We start from the raw sequence: 17,292 nt of genomic DNA on the forward strand, positions 1-17,292 counted from the left end.
TTCATCAACCAACATTTTGATTTGGCGTTGCACCTGATCGGCGGCGTTCAAGTTCTAGGTCCATTTCTGCCCGTTTATCATCGAGTTTGTAGGGAATTATGGTGATCCCGATCAGTACACAGATGACTAGTGGTATCCAGATAAAACTTACTTCAATATAATTTAAAGCAGTGGCAGTTTGTTTTACATTCGGAATATAACCGCCCATTTTCAAAATCATTCCTACAAGTGCACTCCCTAGGCCCAAGCTTACTTTTACAGAAAAGCCTTGAAAAGCTGCGATCATCCCTGCAATACTTCGATTCTTTTTGTACTCTGAATAATCAACAATATCCGGCTGAATTGCAAAGGTGGTGCCGAAAATGCCATAAATACCAAGCCCGGTAATCGCTAAACCTGCAATCAGTAGGACAGGTGATGTCTTTCCAAAATAAATTACTAAATCTCCTGCAATATAAATGGCCGTACTTAAAAGCAATACATTTCTCTTCGGCATTTTTTTTTGAAGCCAAGGTAATATTAGCAGCATTGGCAGACCAGAAAGAATTCCAAATAGCCCTACAAACGTGAGCCAATCCGTATGTCCTAGATTATATGTGAAATAGTAGATAACGGTTGTATTTCTAATGACAAAAAGACCAAAATAGAGAAAGTTTAAGATAAAGAAAATAACGGCAGGGCCAGTCAATCCTTTAAAATCCTGTTTAAAGGAGGATTTCCCAGGTTGGACGGACGGTGGAATCACTTCTTTTGTATTCATAAAAGTAAACAAAAATACAAACACAGCTGCGATGCCATAAATAGTCATCGTAATTAAATAACCTTTATGGTTATCTCCATGACCAAAGAAGTTAACTAGCGGTGTTGTAATCGACATGACTAAAGCGGTTCCAATTAACGCACAAATCATTCTGGTCGATACTAACCAGTTTCGTTCATGGTTATCGGAGGTTAACCTTGGTACAAGTGTATTCAAAGGTATATTTACTACCGAATAAGCAATATTCAATAAACAATAAGTGATATATGCCCAAAGAATTTTCCCTGACATACTGAAATCTGGAACAATAAAGGTCATGATTGTAAAGACAGCAAACGGAATCGCCCCAATTAGTATATAAGGTCTTCCTTGACCCCATCTAGTATGAGTTCTATCAACCAATAATCCCATACCCGTATCGGCAAAGGCATCAATGACTTTAGTTACCAACATTAAGGTACCGGCAACGGTGGCAGTGATTCCAAAGACATCTGTATAAAAAAACAACAGGTAAGACGCCATTGTACTAAATACGAGGTTGCAGGCGAAGTCGCCCGCCCCGTATCCAATTCTTTTTTTCCATTTATTCATTTCTATCACATATCCTTTTTTTAAAATTGGTAAAGCATATGTTCTATTTATGTTGTAGAAATTCTTGTCAGCGTTTTCATATCAGATTTTAAATTTTGATAGATAGATTTATAAACTTGGTAATATTCATTATATTTCCTATGATTCTCTTTATTGGGCATAATTTTCTGATCGAGTACTTGCCATTTCTTCACATCTTCATATGAAAGAAGTCCTGTACCAATTCCAGCAAGCATGACATCGCCCATATTTGCTTCTACATCATGTATCGGACAAACCACTGGATACCCTGTGACATCAGAAAAGATTTGCCTCCACAATGTTGATTTTGTGACACCACCGGCGAGTAAGATATATTCACCTAGATTTTCTCCAGTCGCTTCAATAGCATCTCGCAGAGAAAACGCAACCGCTTCCAGAAAAGAACGATAAATATGAGCCTTTGTATGTGCCAATGAAAGTCCCACGATGGTACCTTTTGCATCAGAATCCCAAATAGGGCTTCTTTCTCCCATAAAGTAAGGAAGGACAATCAACCCTTCGCTTCCAACTGGAATGTCTGCTGCCTGTTCATTTAACACCTCATAGGCGTTTTTCCCGCCCGCTTTTTCTACTTCCAGTTCATACTGACACATTGTTTGACGAAACCATTTCACAATCGCACCAGCTGTTGCTCCACCGGCAAAATAATAGGAAAGTTTTTTGGCATCATATAAATAAGGCCAGACAATCAGATCTTTGCCTTTCACTGGTTGATCGGAAATTAACGCTGCACACATAGAAGTCCCAATAGCAGCAGCATAAATACCAGATTCAAATACGCCTAGGCCGATATTGGCTGCACCGCAGTCAATCCCACTGGCGATCACAGGCATTCCTTCCGAAAGCCCCAACTCCGCCGCGGCTTCTTTTGTCAATCCACCAACAATATCTGTTGATTCCACAATTCTTTCTGGCATCATCGAAAGAGGAATTCCCATGGCTTCCATCAATTCTTTAGACCAGCTTCGATTATTCATATCAAAAATTCCGCCGATATTTCCTGCAGAAGAATAATCTATCGCAATTTCTCCGGTCAGTTTATAAATTACATAATCGTTCGGCGGGAGAAAAAGGCTGGTTTTCTGCCAATTTTCCGGTTCATGATTTTTCATCCATAACATTTTGGTATATCCGTAATAGGGGTCAGCTCCATTATGGGTAACTTCGCGGAGTTTCTCTTCTCCAATATGTTCTAAGACCCACTTTGTTTCCGCTTCAGCTCTTCGGTCCATCCAAATCATGCATGGCCTAACAGGTTCCATTTTTTCGTCCAATGGAATTCCTGAACCTCCATAGAGCCCGCTAATGGCAATTCCGTGGATATTTCCCGCGGGTATTCCTGACTTTTGTACCGTGTTTTTAATGGATGTTTTCGTTGCATCGAGCCATACATCTGGCCACTGCTCAGCCCATAATGGCTTAGGGGTTAACACATCGTATTCCAGTAAATCTTGAGCAATCAGATTTCCTTCTGTGTCCATTAAGATTGTTTTGGTGCCGGATGTTCCGATATCTGTACCGAGTAAGTATTTCATAGATGAATCCTCCTGATTAGTAATCTTTTAAATGCAAGTGAAAGCTCCATCAATGACAAAGTCAGATCCTGTAGTAAAGCTGCTAGTGTCTCCTGCCAAATAAACACAAATGGACTGAAGTTCTTCTGGTTTACCCATTCGGTGAAGCGGTGCCATTTCATTCCACTGTTCAATCAATGGCTGTAGGCTTGGTGATTTTAGGGTAAGTTCTGTTCCGATATATCCTGGACTGATACAATTTACCCGCACATTTCTTGCTGCCCATTCCACTGCCAGGGATTTGGTTAACTGGATAACCCCTGCTTTAGAGGCGTTGTACGAGGATTGGGGCTGCGGCACATTCACAATATGTCCTGACATCGAAGCCGTATTAATAATTGAGCCGCCACCTTGTTTTAACATAACTTTTCCAGCCGCTTGGGCTGTTAAAAATACACCAGTTAGATTAATATCAATGACTTTTTTCCACTGTTCAAAAGTCATTTCCTCTGCTGGTACATTTATGCAGATTCCCGCATTACAAAAAGCTACATCTATACGACCAAATGTATTTTGTATAGTTTTGATCATGGAATCTACATCTGCAGGGTTGGTTACATCTGCTTTAATGGCAATTGACTTTATCCCATTATTTTCTTCAAGCTCCTTAGCTGTCTTTGTGGCCTCCTCAATATCCAAGTCCACAATCGCTATATCTGCTCCTGCTTCGGCAAAAGCAGTTGCCACACTTTTACCAATACCTCTAGCTCCTCCTGTTACAAAAATCTTCTTACCGTCCAATCTCATTTTTTCAATAATTCCCATAATCACCATTCCCTTAATTTATTTTGTAAAACACTTTTATAAAATACATTTACATAATAGTGCTATTTTTTCTAATAGTCAATAAATATAAAGTATAAATTTGGCAGATGATTTTGGACAAAGCTGTGTTTGTATCCGCTTTTATGATATATTTATATAATTAAAGTAAATGTTTTTATAAAATTAGTTTATAAAATGGGGTATTTTTTTCATGGACAGTAGTATCACGTTTAAAGATATAAAAAAAAGCAATTACTCATCGATCTATCACCTCATTTTTCAAAATGAGAAGCTTTCGAAACAAGAAATTGCCAATCAACTTCATTTGAGTTTACCGACGGTCACTCAGAATCTCGTTCGATTGGAAAAAGAAAAATTGATTGAGAAAAGCGGTCAGTTTGAATCTACTGTGGGAAGGCGTCCAGCTGCTTATGCCATTTGCCCTCAGGCTCGGATAAGCATTGGAGTAGAGATTCAGAAGAGGAGCGTACAGATACTGGCCATTGATTTGCGTGGTCAGGCCTTTCAGCAAGAGAGACTAGCAATGGATTATTCCAATGAGGATCGTTATTATAAAGAATTAAGTCAAGCTGTACAATGTTTCATCTCGTCTCTCGATGTGATCGAAGAGCATGTTCTAGGAATTGGTTTTGCCGTACAAGGATTAACGTCCAATGACGGGGAAAAAATCACTTACGGAAAAATATTGATCTCTACAGGATTAGGTATTGAAGTGTTTTCAAAGTATCTCCCTTATCCATGTAAGTTTTTACATGATGCCAAGTGTGCCGCAATAACAGAGTTATGGGTAAGAAATAATATTGGCGATGCGGTCTATTTATCGATTGGTCCGCACCTTGGGGGAGCCATTATTATAAATAGTCAAATTTATATGGGGAAAGAAGGACATAGTGGAACAGTCGAACATATGACGATTAATCCTGATGGTCCTGCTTGTTACTGCGGGAAGAGAGGATGCATGGAAACATTTAGCTCTGTTAATGCGCTTCTAGATGAGGATGAAACATTAGATTTCTTTTTTCTGCAGGTGCGTTCTAAAATCTCTTCATATGTGAAGAGGTGGAATTCTTTTTTGGACAATCTATCCATTTCAATCAACAATATCCATCTTGTTCTGAACAGAGAATTTATTCTAGGCGGACATTTATCTCCTTACTTAACTGAGGAAGATATCGACACTCTTCATGAAAAAGTAAAGGAAAAAACGGCATTTCCTAGCAATGACCCATTCATTTATATCAGCCGTTCACCGGCAAATGGAGTACCTATCGGGGCCGCTATACCATTTGTTCAATCATTTTTGAATGAAATTTAATCGAGAACTGGCCCTTTATGAAAAAGGCGTCTTGAGAATCACTTTGGGCAAGGATAGTAACAAATTGTGTGTAAGCACACTAGGAGGCAACAAAAATGGAACAAGGTTCAGTTAAATGGTTTAATGCAGAAAAAGATTTTGGATTTATCGAGCTTGAAGGTGGAGACGACGTATTCGTACATTTCTCAGCTATCCAAGGGGAAGGATTCAAACCCTTAGACGAAGGTCAAAAGTTTACTTTCGACGTTGAGCAAGGTGCTCGTGGACTCAGGCTGCTAACGTCCAAAAAGCTTAATTTTATATGATTTATACAAACAGGATCTTCCATAAGAGCCTGTTTTTTTGTGTCTTTGCATAATAAAAAACCTACTCAACGTTCGAGTAGGGATAGAACAGGTAAATGTATAAAGATTTAAAGCTTTAAAGCTTTTTATCCTTTTTTAAAAGGCTTTTCTTCCGTTTTCTTTTCCCTGGAGTTCGGAATACACGAATCCGTAATTCCGCGCCTCGCCATTCAACTCTGAAACGCCCATTTTTTACAGCAGTAATACTCTCTTCCACCTTTAATATATACGCTTATCGACTTGGATGAATATGATTATTTTGATTAATAAACCAATGTAGAGGGGTTCCGCTTAATCTTTCAACACCTATTAATCCCAATAATAATTTTTAAATTCCAATAACTGCAGATGTAGTTTTATGATATCATGCAAAAACTCTAAGGGGGTATTTTTGAATAATTGGATTGTGTATATTTTGAATATTTGATAAATTTAAATGACATTAAATTGATACATCTGTCCTTATTGAAAGATTAGCAAAGCTTTTGTGAGTTTTAAAAAAACCGCTTGTTCATTTTGATAGCAAGGAATCAAAAATAGATATAGACGAAGGTAAACGCTAGATTCTCCAATAAGTATAATTAAAAATAGAAAGGAGAGAATTTCCCTTGGTTGATATACAAGAAATTTTTGAGAAGTTTCCCTTTGGCGTGCTAGTAATTGATTATAAAGGAGAAATTCTATCCAGTAATAAAATTAGCGAGAGAATTTTAGGGATAGGAAAACCTAACAGGAAACATATCAGTGATGTTCTGCCGGGAAGTAATATTATCAAAGTAATAAAGGAAGGTGACTTTGGAATCATTTCCTTAAAAAATAGGGAAGACCTGCAACTCTTGGAAATTTCCTTAGAGCCTGGAAAGCTTGGTCTAGCATTATTCTTTAGCAGGCAAGACTATGACCAAAAACTTATACTTCATTCTTCTAAAATGATAGCTCTTAGGCAGGAATTAGAAGCTGTGATGAATCTTAGTGGGGAGTTAGTTACCATAACAGATGGCGATGGTATGATTCTTCGGGTAAACGACGCATGTCAACAAATGCTCGGTGTAAAGGAGTCTGATTTTGTTGGAAAATCGGCGTCTCTAATGGAGGAAGAAGGAATCATAAGTGACTCTTCGACCAAGTATGTTATTAAGAAAAAAACCAGGGTGACATTGAATCAAACCACGAAATCTGGAAGGAGGTTATTGGTAGTTGGTCACCCGATATTCAGCGACGATGGAACACTAAACAGGGTAATAAATATTTCCAAAGATGTAACCGAAATCTCAAACCTAAAAAAGAAGCTTGACGAGACAAAAAGCATGCTTAACTTGTATCAACAGGAACTTAACATCCTTCAGAAAAAAGACCAGAAAATAGTCGCGAAGTCGAAAGCTATGGAAAAGGTATATGAAATGGCATGCAGGGTAGCTGATGTAGATGCAACGATCTTTCTACAAGGGGAAACTGGAGTAGGGAAAGAAGTGCTTGCCAGAGCGATTCATAATATGAGCAACAGAAAAGAAGCTCCTTTTATTAAGGTCAATTGTGGTGCCATCCCTGAAAGTATTATGGAATCAGAGTTATTTGGATATGCCAAAGGAACTTTCACCGGTGGAAACAGGGATGGAAAAAAGGGATTGGCCCAGGCAGCACATAAAGGAACGCTGTTCTTAGATGAAATTGGGGAATTGCCATTTAACCTTCAAGCTAAACTACTTCAATTTCTTCAGGACAAACAGTTCACTCCTTTGGGGGAAACGAAGCAGGTAGCAGTTGATGTTAGGTTTATTGCGGCAACCAACCGGAATTTAGAGGAAATGGTAAGTGAGGGAACATTTCGGGAGGATTTATATTATCGCCTTTTTGTAGTGCCGATTAAAATTCCGTCTTTAACAGAGCGCAAAGAAGATATTCCATTTTTGATAAACCATTTCCTAGATACATATAACCGAAAATATAATTTATATCGTTCATTTGATAACAAAGTAGTTGAAATTTTGATTGACCATGAGTGGAAGGGTAATGTCAGGGAGCTACAAAATACCATTGAGCGTCTAGTATTGACGGCAAATGTTCAAACGATTCAGCTAACTGATCTTCCGGACAAGCTATTACAAAATACCCCTGCATCCATAGATACAAAAGACATCAACATGAATCTAAAACAGGAAGTAGAACAGTTTGAAAAGAGGATAATTATGAAGGCACTGGAAACTTCCTCCACGATGCGGGAAGCGAGTAAGAAATTAGGCGTCGATGCATCCACTATAACGAGGAAGGTAAAAAAATATGACATTAACGTTGCAAGATTGCAATTTTTGTTGTGATCTTGCATTTTTTTATTTCTTTAAAACACTGAATTTTCTGTAATTTAAGAATGCTTCTGTTGCAAGTTTGCAATATGTGATGAAAAAGGAATCGTTCGAAACTTTTTATATCAGGCCTTTTTCATTTTGGCACGATACTTGCATCAATATGTAATGAGTAAATAAAAGAGGAGGAACAGATCTTATGAAATTATTTGGCATAGATGTCGGGGGTACCTTCACTGATGTTATTTTTAGTGATACCGAGAAACGAATGACAGCAATCCACAAGGTCCCTACTACATTGGAAGACCCATCGACTGGTGTTGTGCAGGGGATATTAGAGCTTTGCGAACGTCAAAATCTTAATAAAGCAGAAATCGATCACGTCTTTCATGGGACAACGATCGCTACCAATGCGATCCTCGAATACGATGGAGCTAAAACCGGGATGATTACTACAGAGGGTTATCGAGACATCATACATATAGGAAGGCATCAGCGGCCGCAAAACTATTCAATCATGCAGGAAATCCCCTGGCAGGACCGTCCATTAGTCCAACGGAGGAACCGCATCGCGGTTGCAGAGAGGATGGGCCCAACCAAAGATCAGGTCATCACGCCACTAGAGGAAAACCAAGTTCGGGAAGCAGTTACCACGCTAAGGGAAAAAGGCGTCGACTCCATTATTGTTAACTTCCTATTTTCCTATATTAATCCAAAACATGAACAAAGAGTTAAGGAAATTATCAAAGAGGAATATCCGGAAGCCTTTGTAACCATATCATCAGATGTATCTCCCCAATTCAGGGAATTCGAAAGATTTACAACGGCGTCAATTAACGGGTTCGTGGGGCCTAAGGTAAAGAATTATATTCAAAACTTGGAATTGCGATTAAAGGATTCAGGGATTTCTGCTGAACTGCACATCATGTCTTCAAATGGCGGGGTCGCCACTCCCAAAACTGTATCAGAAAAGCCGGTTACCACTCTTTTATCGGGACCGGCAGCAGGAATCCTGGGAGGGGCATGGGCAGGGGAATTAACAAACCGCCAGAGGCTTATTACATTTGACGTTGGCGGAACCAGTGCTGACATAGGGATTATCACGGATAAAGGATATAGTGAATCTTCCGCCCGTGATACTTGGATCGCCGGATATCCTGTTATGGTTCCGATGATTGACATTCATACTATTGGTGCAGGCGGGGGGAGTATTGCTCATATTGATGAAGGGGGTGCTTTCAAGGTCGGTCCGAGGAGCGCAGGATCTCGGCCAGGGCCTGCATGTTACGGACACGGTGGATTAAAGCCAACCGTAAGTGATGCGAACGTTGTCCTAGGCAGAATCGATGAACATAATTTCCTTGGTGGAGAAATGAAAATTTATACGAATGCCGCATACAAGGTCATTGACGAATTGTCTGAACAACTTGATCTAACTAGGGAAAGAACGGCGGAAGGCATCCTTAAAATTATGAACAATAATATGGCAAATGCTATTCGTGAAAAAACCATTCAAAAGGGTCAGGATCCTAGAGAGTTTTCCCTTGTTGCTTTCGGAGGGGCCGGTCCGCTGCATGCCGTGGATGTCGCGCGCATTCTTAATATTCCAGAAGTTATTATACCGGTGTATCCAGGAATCAACTCTGCCACTGGATTATTAACAACCGACTTGAAATACGATGTTATCAAAACGGAGTTCATGATGAGTACAGATATGGATTTTTCCGGTATGAACGAAGATTTTTCAGGCTTAGAAACCCAGCTTATTAATCAGTTAAAAGAAGATGGAGTTTCCGAACAGCAAATTCAGATTCAACGTAGTGCCGATTGCCGTTATGCAGGCCAAGGATATGAACTTCGTATAGATTTACCAGGTGGAAAGATTAACGAAGAAACGATCATTGAAGCATTCAATGATTTTCATAGAAGCCACAAGGCGGAGTATGGCCACAGCTTTACTGAAAGCTCAATTGAAATCGTAAATATCCGGGTAACGGGAACGGGCTATATGCCAAAAATCGAAAAGCAGGCAATACATCAAGGAAATAATCTAGAAGATGCCTTGTTGAAAACCGGGGATGCCATCTTTGAAGTAGAAGGAAGCCTGGATAAGGTCCAAACGAAGTTTTATCAGAGAGAGCTGATCCCTGTGGGTGTTGAGTTCAGTGGACCGTGCATCGTACTTCAAAAAGATACGACAACCGTCATCCCTCCTAATTGCACCGCTTTTATCGAGGAGTACGGAAATATGATTATCAAGGTGGGTGTTTAACCATGTCACAAACAAAAGTAGAACTAAAAAAAATAGATCCAATTACCGTTCAGGTTGTTCTTGGTGCCTTAGAAAATGTAGCAGTTGAAATGGGCCATAAACTCGCTCGGATGTCTTACTCAAGTATTATTAGGGAATCGGAAGACTTTGGCTGTGCTCTTGTGGATATTAGGGGGCAACAGCTTTGTGAGTCTTCCCATAGTACTCCGCTTCAATCCGGGCCGATTCCTGGGTATGTAAAAGGGATACGTGAAATAATGGAGGAACGAGATGACACCTTTAATCCAGGAGACGTTATTATGCATAACTCACCATACCATGGGGCTTCCCATGGCCCTGATGTAGGGTTTTGTATACCTGTATTTTATAAAAACGAGTTAGTTGGTTTCTCCGTTACAACAGCCCATCATTTGGATATAGGGGCCTCTACTCCTGGCAGCTGCGGTATAGTGGATGCTGTTGATGCCTATGCTGAAGGATTGCAGTTCAAGGCAATAAAGGTTTATGACAAAGGTATCAAGAACCGCTATGTTTGGGATATTCTAGTTGACAATATCCGAGCGCCTAAATTAGTAGTTGGTGATATGGAAGCTCAAATTGCAGCAGCAAGGATTGGGGCAAAGAGATATGTAGAAATCATCGATAAGTATGGTTTGGATACAGTAGTGGGCGCCAGTGAGGAACTCATGAATTATTCAGAAAAAATGATGAGGGACGCTATTAAAAAACTGCCAGATGGAGAATACTCGGCTGAAGGATTTTTAGATGGATATCTAGACAGCGATGATCCCGCTAAAAAAGACTTAAGAATCAACGTTACCGTAAAGGTCCATGGCAGTGAGCTGACAGTTGATTTAACAGGCACCTCACCTCAAGTATCAGACAGACCTGTCAATATGCCGCTAAGGGGAACAGTCGACATCGCCGTATACCTGACACTGAGATCCATCTTGCTCGACTCGACGATTTATGGAAACTTCCCGCAAAATTCAGGATTGGTACGCCCCATTGAAATCGTTGCACCATCAGGCACCTTATGTAATCCAATATTTCCAGCGCCTACGATTGCTCGATTCAACTCTGGAAATGCTGTTGCAGATACATTAATGAAAGCTTTGGCTCAGGTTGTTCCACAGCAAGTTAGTGCTGGTGTAGGAAACCTCCAGGTAGTGGCCTTCAGTGGTCAGCAAAACGAGAATTATTGGGTTTACATGGACATCATGGAGGGAAGCTATGGTGGCCGCTATGGCAAGGATGGTATGGATGCTGTGGATACGTTGTATGCCAATACAAGAAATAACCCGATTGAGGATATAGAGTCTCACTACCCGCTAAGGGTCAACCGATATGAGCTGCGGGACAACGAAAGTGCTCCAGGTAAATGGCGGGGAGGAATTGGTTCTATTCGAGAAGTTTCTTTCTTATCTGATGGAAGCTTTTCTGTAGAAGCCGATGGACATAAATTTGCCCCATGGGGATTTGATGCCGGACAGAATGGATCGGTTGGAAGTTTGTCCGTGACACAAAAAGATTCAGAGGAACGTATTAAACTGCCGTCAAAGCTCCCGAACAGAACAGTTAAAAGTGGAACTACGATACAGCTTGTAGGTCCTTGTGGGGGGGGATATGGTAATCCTGCTGAAAGAGAACCGGAGAAAGTTCTATCTGACTATCTTGATGGCTTTATTTCAAGGGAGAAGGCCTTGACCGATTATGGAGTCGTTATTACCAAAACAGATGAAATAGATTTTGAGAAAACGAACGAGCTAAGAAAGAATTAAAAAAATTGGAGGTAAGCATGAAAACCGCAACCGTAAATAAGGAAAGGCTAAATAGTCATATAGAACAATTAGGTGAAATAGGAAAAACGAATGACAATGGAGTCCAGCGTCTTGCGTTATCACAGGAAGACAAAGAGGCAAGACTCATAGTTTCGGAGTGGATGAGGGATGCTGGTCTTACGGTCTTTCATGATCATTTTGGAAACTTAATCGGGAAGAAAAAAGGCAGTAATCCTAAACTGCCCCCGGTAATGATAGGTTCCCATATTGATTCAGTCAGAAATGGCGGAAAGTTTGATGGAACAATCGGTGTCATTGCTGGAATTGAGATAGTAAAATCTATAACCGACGCCAATATTACTCATGAGCATCCGATTGAAGTGGTTGCCTTTTGTGAAGAGGAAGGTTCAAGGTTTAATGACGGACTGTTTGGCAGCAGGGGAATGGTAGGTAAAATCACGCCGCAGGATTTAAAAAAAGTGGATGATAATAACCAATCAAGGTACGAAGCACTGAAGACCTTTGGCTTTGGCATCAACCCGGATGACATAGAGCAATCCGTCCGTAATATCGGGGAAGTAAAATATTATTTCGAGCTCCACATTGAACAAGGACCATTTCTTGAGAAGAATGGCCATGCAGTAGGGATTGTAAGCGGGATCGCAGGCCCTGCATGGTCAAAGATAAAACTCACAGGGGAAGCTGGCCATGCCGGAACGGTTCCCATGGGTCTTCGCAGAGATCCGCTGGTCGGAGCAGCAGAAGTCATTCAGGCAGTCGAAAATCTGTGCATGGTAGCGGGGGCTCCTACTGTAGGAACGGTGGGCAGGATATCAGCGTTTCCAGGGGGGAGCAATATCATCCCTGAATCCGTAGAGTTTTCTCTTGATATCCGTGATATTGACTTGAAACGGCGAAACGATATTATCCGAAAGATCGAAAGGAAAATTCATGAGGTAAGTCAAGCACGGGAGCTAGAGTACAATATTGAAAGATATGTAGATGCTCTTCCTGTAAAATGCTCAGACAATCTGGTCCAGTCCTTACAGCAATCATGCCAAAACCTAGGAATTAATGCCCCGCTGATGGTGAGTGGGGCGGGACATGATGCGATGCTGTTAGCCGAAATTACGGAAGTGGCAATGGTGTTCGTACGATGTCGTAATGGAATAAGTCACTCCCCAAAAGAATGGGCCGACATAGAGGATATTACAAATGGCACTGAAGTGCTTTACGAAACAGTATTAAAACATATTGGAGTTTCAGTTTGACTATGGCAGCCCTAGTGGCTGCCAGTATAATCTAATTAAAAACGTCTGAATACTCATTTAATCTCCTCTGTATAACTGACAGGCACACTTCACAATTACTTCTTCTTATTTATTTAATGTTATACCTTTCTTTTAGCATGTAACCCTTTTACACTGACGTGATTTTCACAAAAATTTACTGATGGAGCAATAGAAAAAAATTATTGAAGGATAGTTAAAGACTGCACATCAAAATAAAAATGAAAAGGTGATAAAATGGATTCAAATGCTAACAGCGTCATTAATCCTGATCCTTCTTTATATAACGATGATCTTGCGCCAGTTCCTCAAGAAAAGAGAAATTGGGGCTGGATTTCCTACTCAATGATATGGATGGGTATGATACACAACATTGTTTCTTATGAACTTGCAGGAAGCTTGATTGCTATGGGTATGAGCGTTTGGCAGGCGTTAGGTGCCGTTGCATTTTCTAATGTGGCTTTAATTGCAGCCATATGGCTCAACAGTGCGGCTGGTACAAAGTACGGACTCCCGTTTCCTGTCTTGATTCGGGCATCATTTGGATATAAAGGGGCGCATATACCGGTCTTGATTCGGGCTTTCGTGGCCATATTTTGGTTTGCTGTCCAGACGTATGCAGGCAGCAAGGCCGTTGGAGCGGTTATAGGTGTAATCTACCCAGGCTGGGGGTCTCTAGCAAAATACGCCTTTCTGGGAATGGGTTTGAATGATTGGATTAGTTTTGGCACGTTTTGGATACTACATGCATGGGTGATATCACATGGAATGGAACGGGTCAGACGCTTTGAGATGTGGGCGGGTCCTTTGGTGATTATTCTAGGTCTAGGACTGGTGTATTGGGCTGTTGACGTGGCAAACGGATTTGGTCCACTTTTCTCCGTTCCTTCTACACTCTCAGGAGGGGAATTTTGGAAAACTTTCTTTCTCTCCGTGAGTGGGATGATTGGGGTTTTGGCAACCTTAGTTTTAAATATTCCAGATCTTACCCGTTTTTCCCGGAGCCAGAAAGACCAATTGATTGGTCAGGGCTTAGGATTGCCTCTTATGATGACATTTTTTGCTTTTATGAGCATAATGATTACAGCTGGGACGATAATAGCATTTGGAAAGCCGATTACCAACCCAGTTGAACTTCTGACACAATTTAATAACCCGATCGTGGTGTTACTTGGCGCATTTTCTCTGCTGATTGCTACATTATCTGTTAACGTTGTAGCAAATGTAGTTTCACCTGCATACGATCTCATTAATTTAATACCTAGTAAACTAAATTTTGTTAAGGCAGGACTTATTTCGATAATAATCGGCTTACTGTTTGCACCTTGGTTATGGTTTAACAATGCTAATTCCATATATACCATTGTAGGCGCCATTGGGGGTACTCTTGGACCTGTTTCAGGCATAATGATTGTAGATTACTTTATTATTCGAAAGAGGCAGTATGACCTGAACAGTTTCTTCATAAAAGAAGGCCAATATAGCTACAAGAATGGTTGGAATCTTCGCGCATTCATTGCAGCAGTGATAGGAATTATTGTCGCTTTAGTCGGACTATTCATACCGTCATTAGCGTCTCTTTACAACTATAACTGGTTTTTAGGAATAGCTGTTGGTGGTATCTCCTATTTTCTTTTAATGCGACGTGTTGTAAATTTGCCAGTACAGGCATCGGAAGAAAAGAGGGCTTCTATTTAGAAAAAAAGACGATAAACGGAAAAGCGAGGGATTTTATCTCTTGCTTTTTTTCTTTTATGTTAATTTGACAGTTGTGGCATATACCTTCCAGGATACTTAAGAATTTTGTCTCGTAATAGTTTGAATAGATTCTTACCTGGAAAAACTCACTAAGCTATCATCACGCTCTGACTTTTCTCAACCTCAGGGGCAACTTATCTTAATCGCCTATTTCCGGAAAATCCCCAAATTTTATCAAAAACCCATCCACGCGGTTACAGGAACGCATTATACTCAGTTAAGTGTACAAAATCAAAAGTTAAAGAGTAAGATAAGTCATCATTTTTAAACGAGCTATGCCCTTATTTTTCAGTAAAAGGGGTTCATTCTAAGCTTTATTTAAAAGAACATATGTTCTATAATGGAGGAATATAATACGTATAAATAGCTCGATCTAGGAAAACGAATTTGATAAAAGAAAGGTGAAGGAGTATGAAAACATGTCCTTATTGCGGAAGCGGGATAAAGCAATTGCTCTCCTCTTACTATTGTGATTTCTGTGAACTGGGAATACCAAGAGAGGATATTCAGGAAAAGGGGAAACGTAAGGATTTTCTTCCTGAATTACAGCCCACTGTACAAGATTTATCTAAAAGTACCAGGGAATTTATGCGCCTTTCTATAATCGAGCTTGTATTACTCTTGAAATTAGCAAGAAAAGAACGAGCGAATCTCTATAATCAGAGATACATTTTTATTCAGGCTATAAAACAAGGTGCTCTTGAATATAGGGAAGGGGAACAATATACGTTTATCGAATATGAAAAAATGACACGGAAATGTTTTGTTTTAGAGAACCTCATACGAGAAAGAATGGGATACTATCCTACTTTTATCACCAATTCATTTATTTGGAAACTAGCTGAGCGAATGATTAATAGCCTTCAAAAAGACATGGTAATACGTCCTTCAAAACACCGCTAAAAAAAATAAGCTGATTTGGAGTTTACTCAGAATTCATATAATTAGAATATTGTGGTGCTTAAGCATAGAGTATTCATTTTTGAACATGATCATGCTTTGCACGGTTTCAATTTTAAAAAATTATAAATGATTGGTTATCTTTCACATGCTATCCCATCTTTATTTAAACACTGGTGAAGAATTAGGCGATTTTGAATTACCCTTCGATATGCAAATGCTAGTCTTTAATCGAAAGGAGAGAGTTGATGGAAGAAATATGTTGTCCTATTTAAATAGAGTTTAATAAAGAAGAATTTTTGTCAGAGGAAATTATAACTCGGATAGGCATAAGACATGCTGAAGATGTTCAACTTGAATATGTAATTAGTAAAAATAGTCAGTCTATAAAGTAGAATGCTAAATTGATATAAATGTATAAAAATAGTAAAATAAGGCAGGAGTATGGTAGAAATGGAGGGAAACTAATGAATTTAATGTATTCATCTCCTGCTTCTAAAATGATTAGTTTTATTAATTTAGATGCCTTCTTGAGAGAAAAGGAATCAAAAGATTATATTTTAATTATGGATTCTAATGTAAGTATATATTTAGAAAACTACTTTGATGACCCCTTTGGTACAATCAGTAATTGGAATAATAACAATAATTATGAATTATTAACAGATTTTTTTGAAATGATTAAGTGTATAAGAGGTAGAAAATTAGAATTTAGTATTAGTAACGCATTAAATGAAAATTGTAGAGACATACTGGGGGATTATTCTTTAAATACAGATAAATTTATTCGTAGAATTGATAAAGCTCAGTATTTAATTGAAGATTTATCTATAAAAGATGTTCTCTTTCCTTCTGGGTCATTTGTCTCAAATAATGATTTGAAATATATGAGGATAGTTTTGCAACCAATAATTGATGCTATTGATATTCCAGAAACATCAACGAATTTAATATTATCGTATGTTTTTACACTTAAGATAAAGCAACTCATTAGTGATACCAGTAAGAATAATTTTCAAAAATTAAGAAACTTTTACGACTTTATGACTAATGTGGTTGATATTATTAGTTTAGTTCATTGGGGCACAGCTATACTTTGCTTCGGGGGACTTAAATTAAAAAGTGGAAAGAACATAACAAAGCTAATACATATTACTAAAAAGAAAAACATTTCAAAAAGGGAATCATATATAAGGGGAATCTGGAATGCAGCTCTTGATTTAGCTTGGGTTGTAGATGTTTGTCAAGAAATAAAAGATAACAACAAAACACCAATATTTGTAACTAATGACGAAGCAATCAATGAGATAATGAAAAGATATACTTTACGTATGTTTTTTAAAGGTGTAGATAACATGCCAGCATTGGCAGAGTTTGATTTATCAGGAACAAATTTTAATGAATCATTTGTAAAGGAGCTTAATTTACTAGAAAAAGACCTTATGACACGCCAAAGGAACGGTGGGCAAATTAGGTATTTTAAAAATAAAAGATACTTAGGGGATGAGTTTCGTAAGCGTTTGATAAAAATTAAGGAAGAATTAGAAGAGCATCTACCAACGGATTAAAAGTAGAACTTA

The 17,292-nt window shown here is 39.1% G+C and carries 11 protein-coding genes and 1 pseudogene; 9 read left to right on the plus strand and 3 right to left on the minus strand.

Annotation, left to right across the window (positions count from 1 at the left end):
- Positions 1–4: 4 nt before the first annotated feature.
- Genes BM126_RS13095 through BM126_RS13105 form a run of 3 tightly spaced genes read right to left on the minus strand, consistent with a single transcriptional unit; the run spans position 5 to position 3,732 of the window.
- Positions 5–1,351, minus strand: coding sequence for an MFS transporter (locus BM126_RS13095; RefSeq protein WP_090989914.1), 1,347 nt, complete (start codon positions 1,349–1,351; stop codon positions 5–7).
- 47 nt (positions 1,352–1,398) lie between these two features.
- A complete protein-coding gene (locus tag BM126_RS13100) occupies positions 1,399–2,928 on the minus strand; it encodes an FGGY-family carbohydrate kinase (RefSeq protein ID WP_090989915.1) in 1,530 nt (509 codons plus the stop codon).
- A gap of 27 nt (positions 2,929–2,955) precedes the next feature.
- Entirely contained in the window at positions 2,956–3,732 is a 777-nt protein-coding gene (locus BM126_RS13105; RefSeq protein WP_090989916.1) for an SDR family oxidoreductase, read from the minus strand.
- Between the two features lie 211 nt (positions 3,733–3,943).
- Between BM126_RS13105 and BM126_RS13110 the strand changes: the two genes are divergently transcribed.
- The 9 genes and pseudogenes from BM126_RS13110 (at position 3,944) to BM126_RS13150 (ending at position 17,280) form a co-directional block, all read left to right on the plus strand.
- Positions 3,944–5,068, plus strand: coding sequence for an ROK family transcriptional regulator (locus tag BM126_RS13110; protein ID WP_090989917.1), 1,125 nt, complete (start codon positions 3,944–3,946; stop codon positions 5,066–5,068).
- A gap of 95 nt (positions 5,069–5,163) precedes the next feature.
- A pseudogene (locus BM126_RS13115) lies at positions 5,164–5,363 on the plus strand (cold-shock protein).
- Between the two features lie 657 nt (positions 5,364–6,020).
- On the plus strand, positions 6,021–7,727 hold the full coding sequence (locus BM126_RS13120; RefSeq protein WP_090989919.1) for a sigma 54-interacting transcriptional regulator: 1,707 nt from the start codon (positions 6,021–6,023) through the stop codon (positions 7,725–7,727).
- A 184-nt stretch (positions 7,728–7,911) separates the two neighbouring features.
- Positions 7,912–9,984: a hydantoinase/oxoprolinase family protein gene (locus BM126_RS13125; RefSeq protein ID WP_090989920.1), complete on the plus strand. Its 2,073-nt coding sequence runs from the start codon at positions 7,912–7,914 to the stop codon at positions 9,982–9,984.
- Positions 9,985–9,986: 2 nt separating this feature from the next.
- Positions 9,987–11,765, plus strand: coding sequence for a hydantoinase B/oxoprolinase family protein (locus BM126_RS13130; protein ID WP_090989921.1), 1,779 nt, complete (start codon positions 9,987–9,989; stop codon positions 11,763–11,765).
- 17 nt (positions 11,766–11,782) lie between these two features.
- Positions 11,783–13,036, plus strand: coding sequence for a hydantoinase/carbamoylase family amidase (locus BM126_RS13135; protein WP_090989922.1), 1,254 nt, complete (start codon positions 11,783–11,785; stop codon positions 13,034–13,036).
- 255 nt (positions 13,037–13,291) lie between these two features.
- A complete protein-coding gene (locus BM126_RS13140; protein ID WP_090989923.1) occupies positions 13,292–14,752 on the plus strand; it encodes an NCS1 family nucleobase:cation symporter-1 in 1,461 nt (486 codons plus the stop codon).
- A 471-nt stretch (positions 14,753–15,223) separates the two neighbouring features.
- Positions 15,224–15,715 (plus strand): hypothetical protein, encoded by a 492-nt coding sequence (locus BM126_RS13145; RefSeq protein ID WP_090989924.1) that lies wholly within the window; start codon positions 15,224–15,226, stop codon positions 15,713–15,715.
- A 464-nt stretch (positions 15,716–16,179) separates the two neighbouring features.
- Complete coding sequence (locus BM126_RS13150; RefSeq protein ID WP_090989925.1) at positions 16,180–17,280, plus strand: hypothetical protein; 1,101 nt, start codon at positions 16,180–16,182, stop codon at positions 17,278–17,280.
- Positions 17,281–17,292: the final 12 nt, after the last annotated feature.

This window comes from Bacillus sp. OV322 (genome assembly GCF_900112495.1).
Taxonomy (GTDB): Bacteria; Bacillota; Bacilli; order Bacillales; family DSM-1321; genus Peribacillus.

Excerpts from the sequence above, each read along its gene's own strand:
- BM126_RS13145 (WP_090989924.1), top strand. The coding sequence starts at position 15,224 with ATGAAAACATGTCCTTATTGCGGAAGCGGGATAAAGCAATTGCTCTCC.
- BM126_RS13140 (WP_090989923.1), top strand. The coding sequence starts at position 13,292 with ATGGATTCAAATGCTAACAGCGTCATTAATCCTGATCCTTCTTTATAT.
- BM126_RS13095 (WP_090989914.1), bottom strand. The coding sequence starts at position 1,351 with ATGAATAAATGGAAAAAAAGAATTGGATACGGGGCGGGCGACTTCGCC.
- BM126_RS13125 (WP_090989920.1), top strand. The coding sequence starts at position 7,912 with ATGAAATTATTTGGCATAGATGTCGGGGGTACCTTCACTGATGTTATT.
- BM126_RS13105 (WP_090989916.1), bottom strand. The coding sequence starts at position 3,732 with ATGGGAATTATTGAAAAAATGAGATTGGACGGTAAGAAGATTTTTGTA.
- BM126_RS13135 (WP_090989922.1), top strand. The coding sequence starts at position 11,783 with ATGAAAACCGCAACCGTAAATAAGGAAAGGCTAAATAGTCATATAGAA.
- BM126_RS13110 (WP_090989917.1), top strand. The coding sequence starts at position 3,944 with ATGGACAGTAGTATCACGTTTAAAGATATAAAAAAAAGCAATTACTCA.
- BM126_RS13150 (WP_090989925.1), top strand. The coding sequence starts at position 16,180 with ATGAATTTAATGTATTCATCTCCTGCTTCTAAAATGATTAGTTTTATT.
- BM126_RS13130 (WP_090989921.1), top strand. The coding sequence starts at position 9,987 with ATGTCACAAACAAAAGTAGAACTAAAAAAAATAGATCCAATTACCGTT.
- BM126_RS13100 (WP_090989915.1), bottom strand. The coding sequence starts at position 2,928 with ATGAAATACTTACTCGGTACAGATATCGGAACATCCGGCACCAAAACA.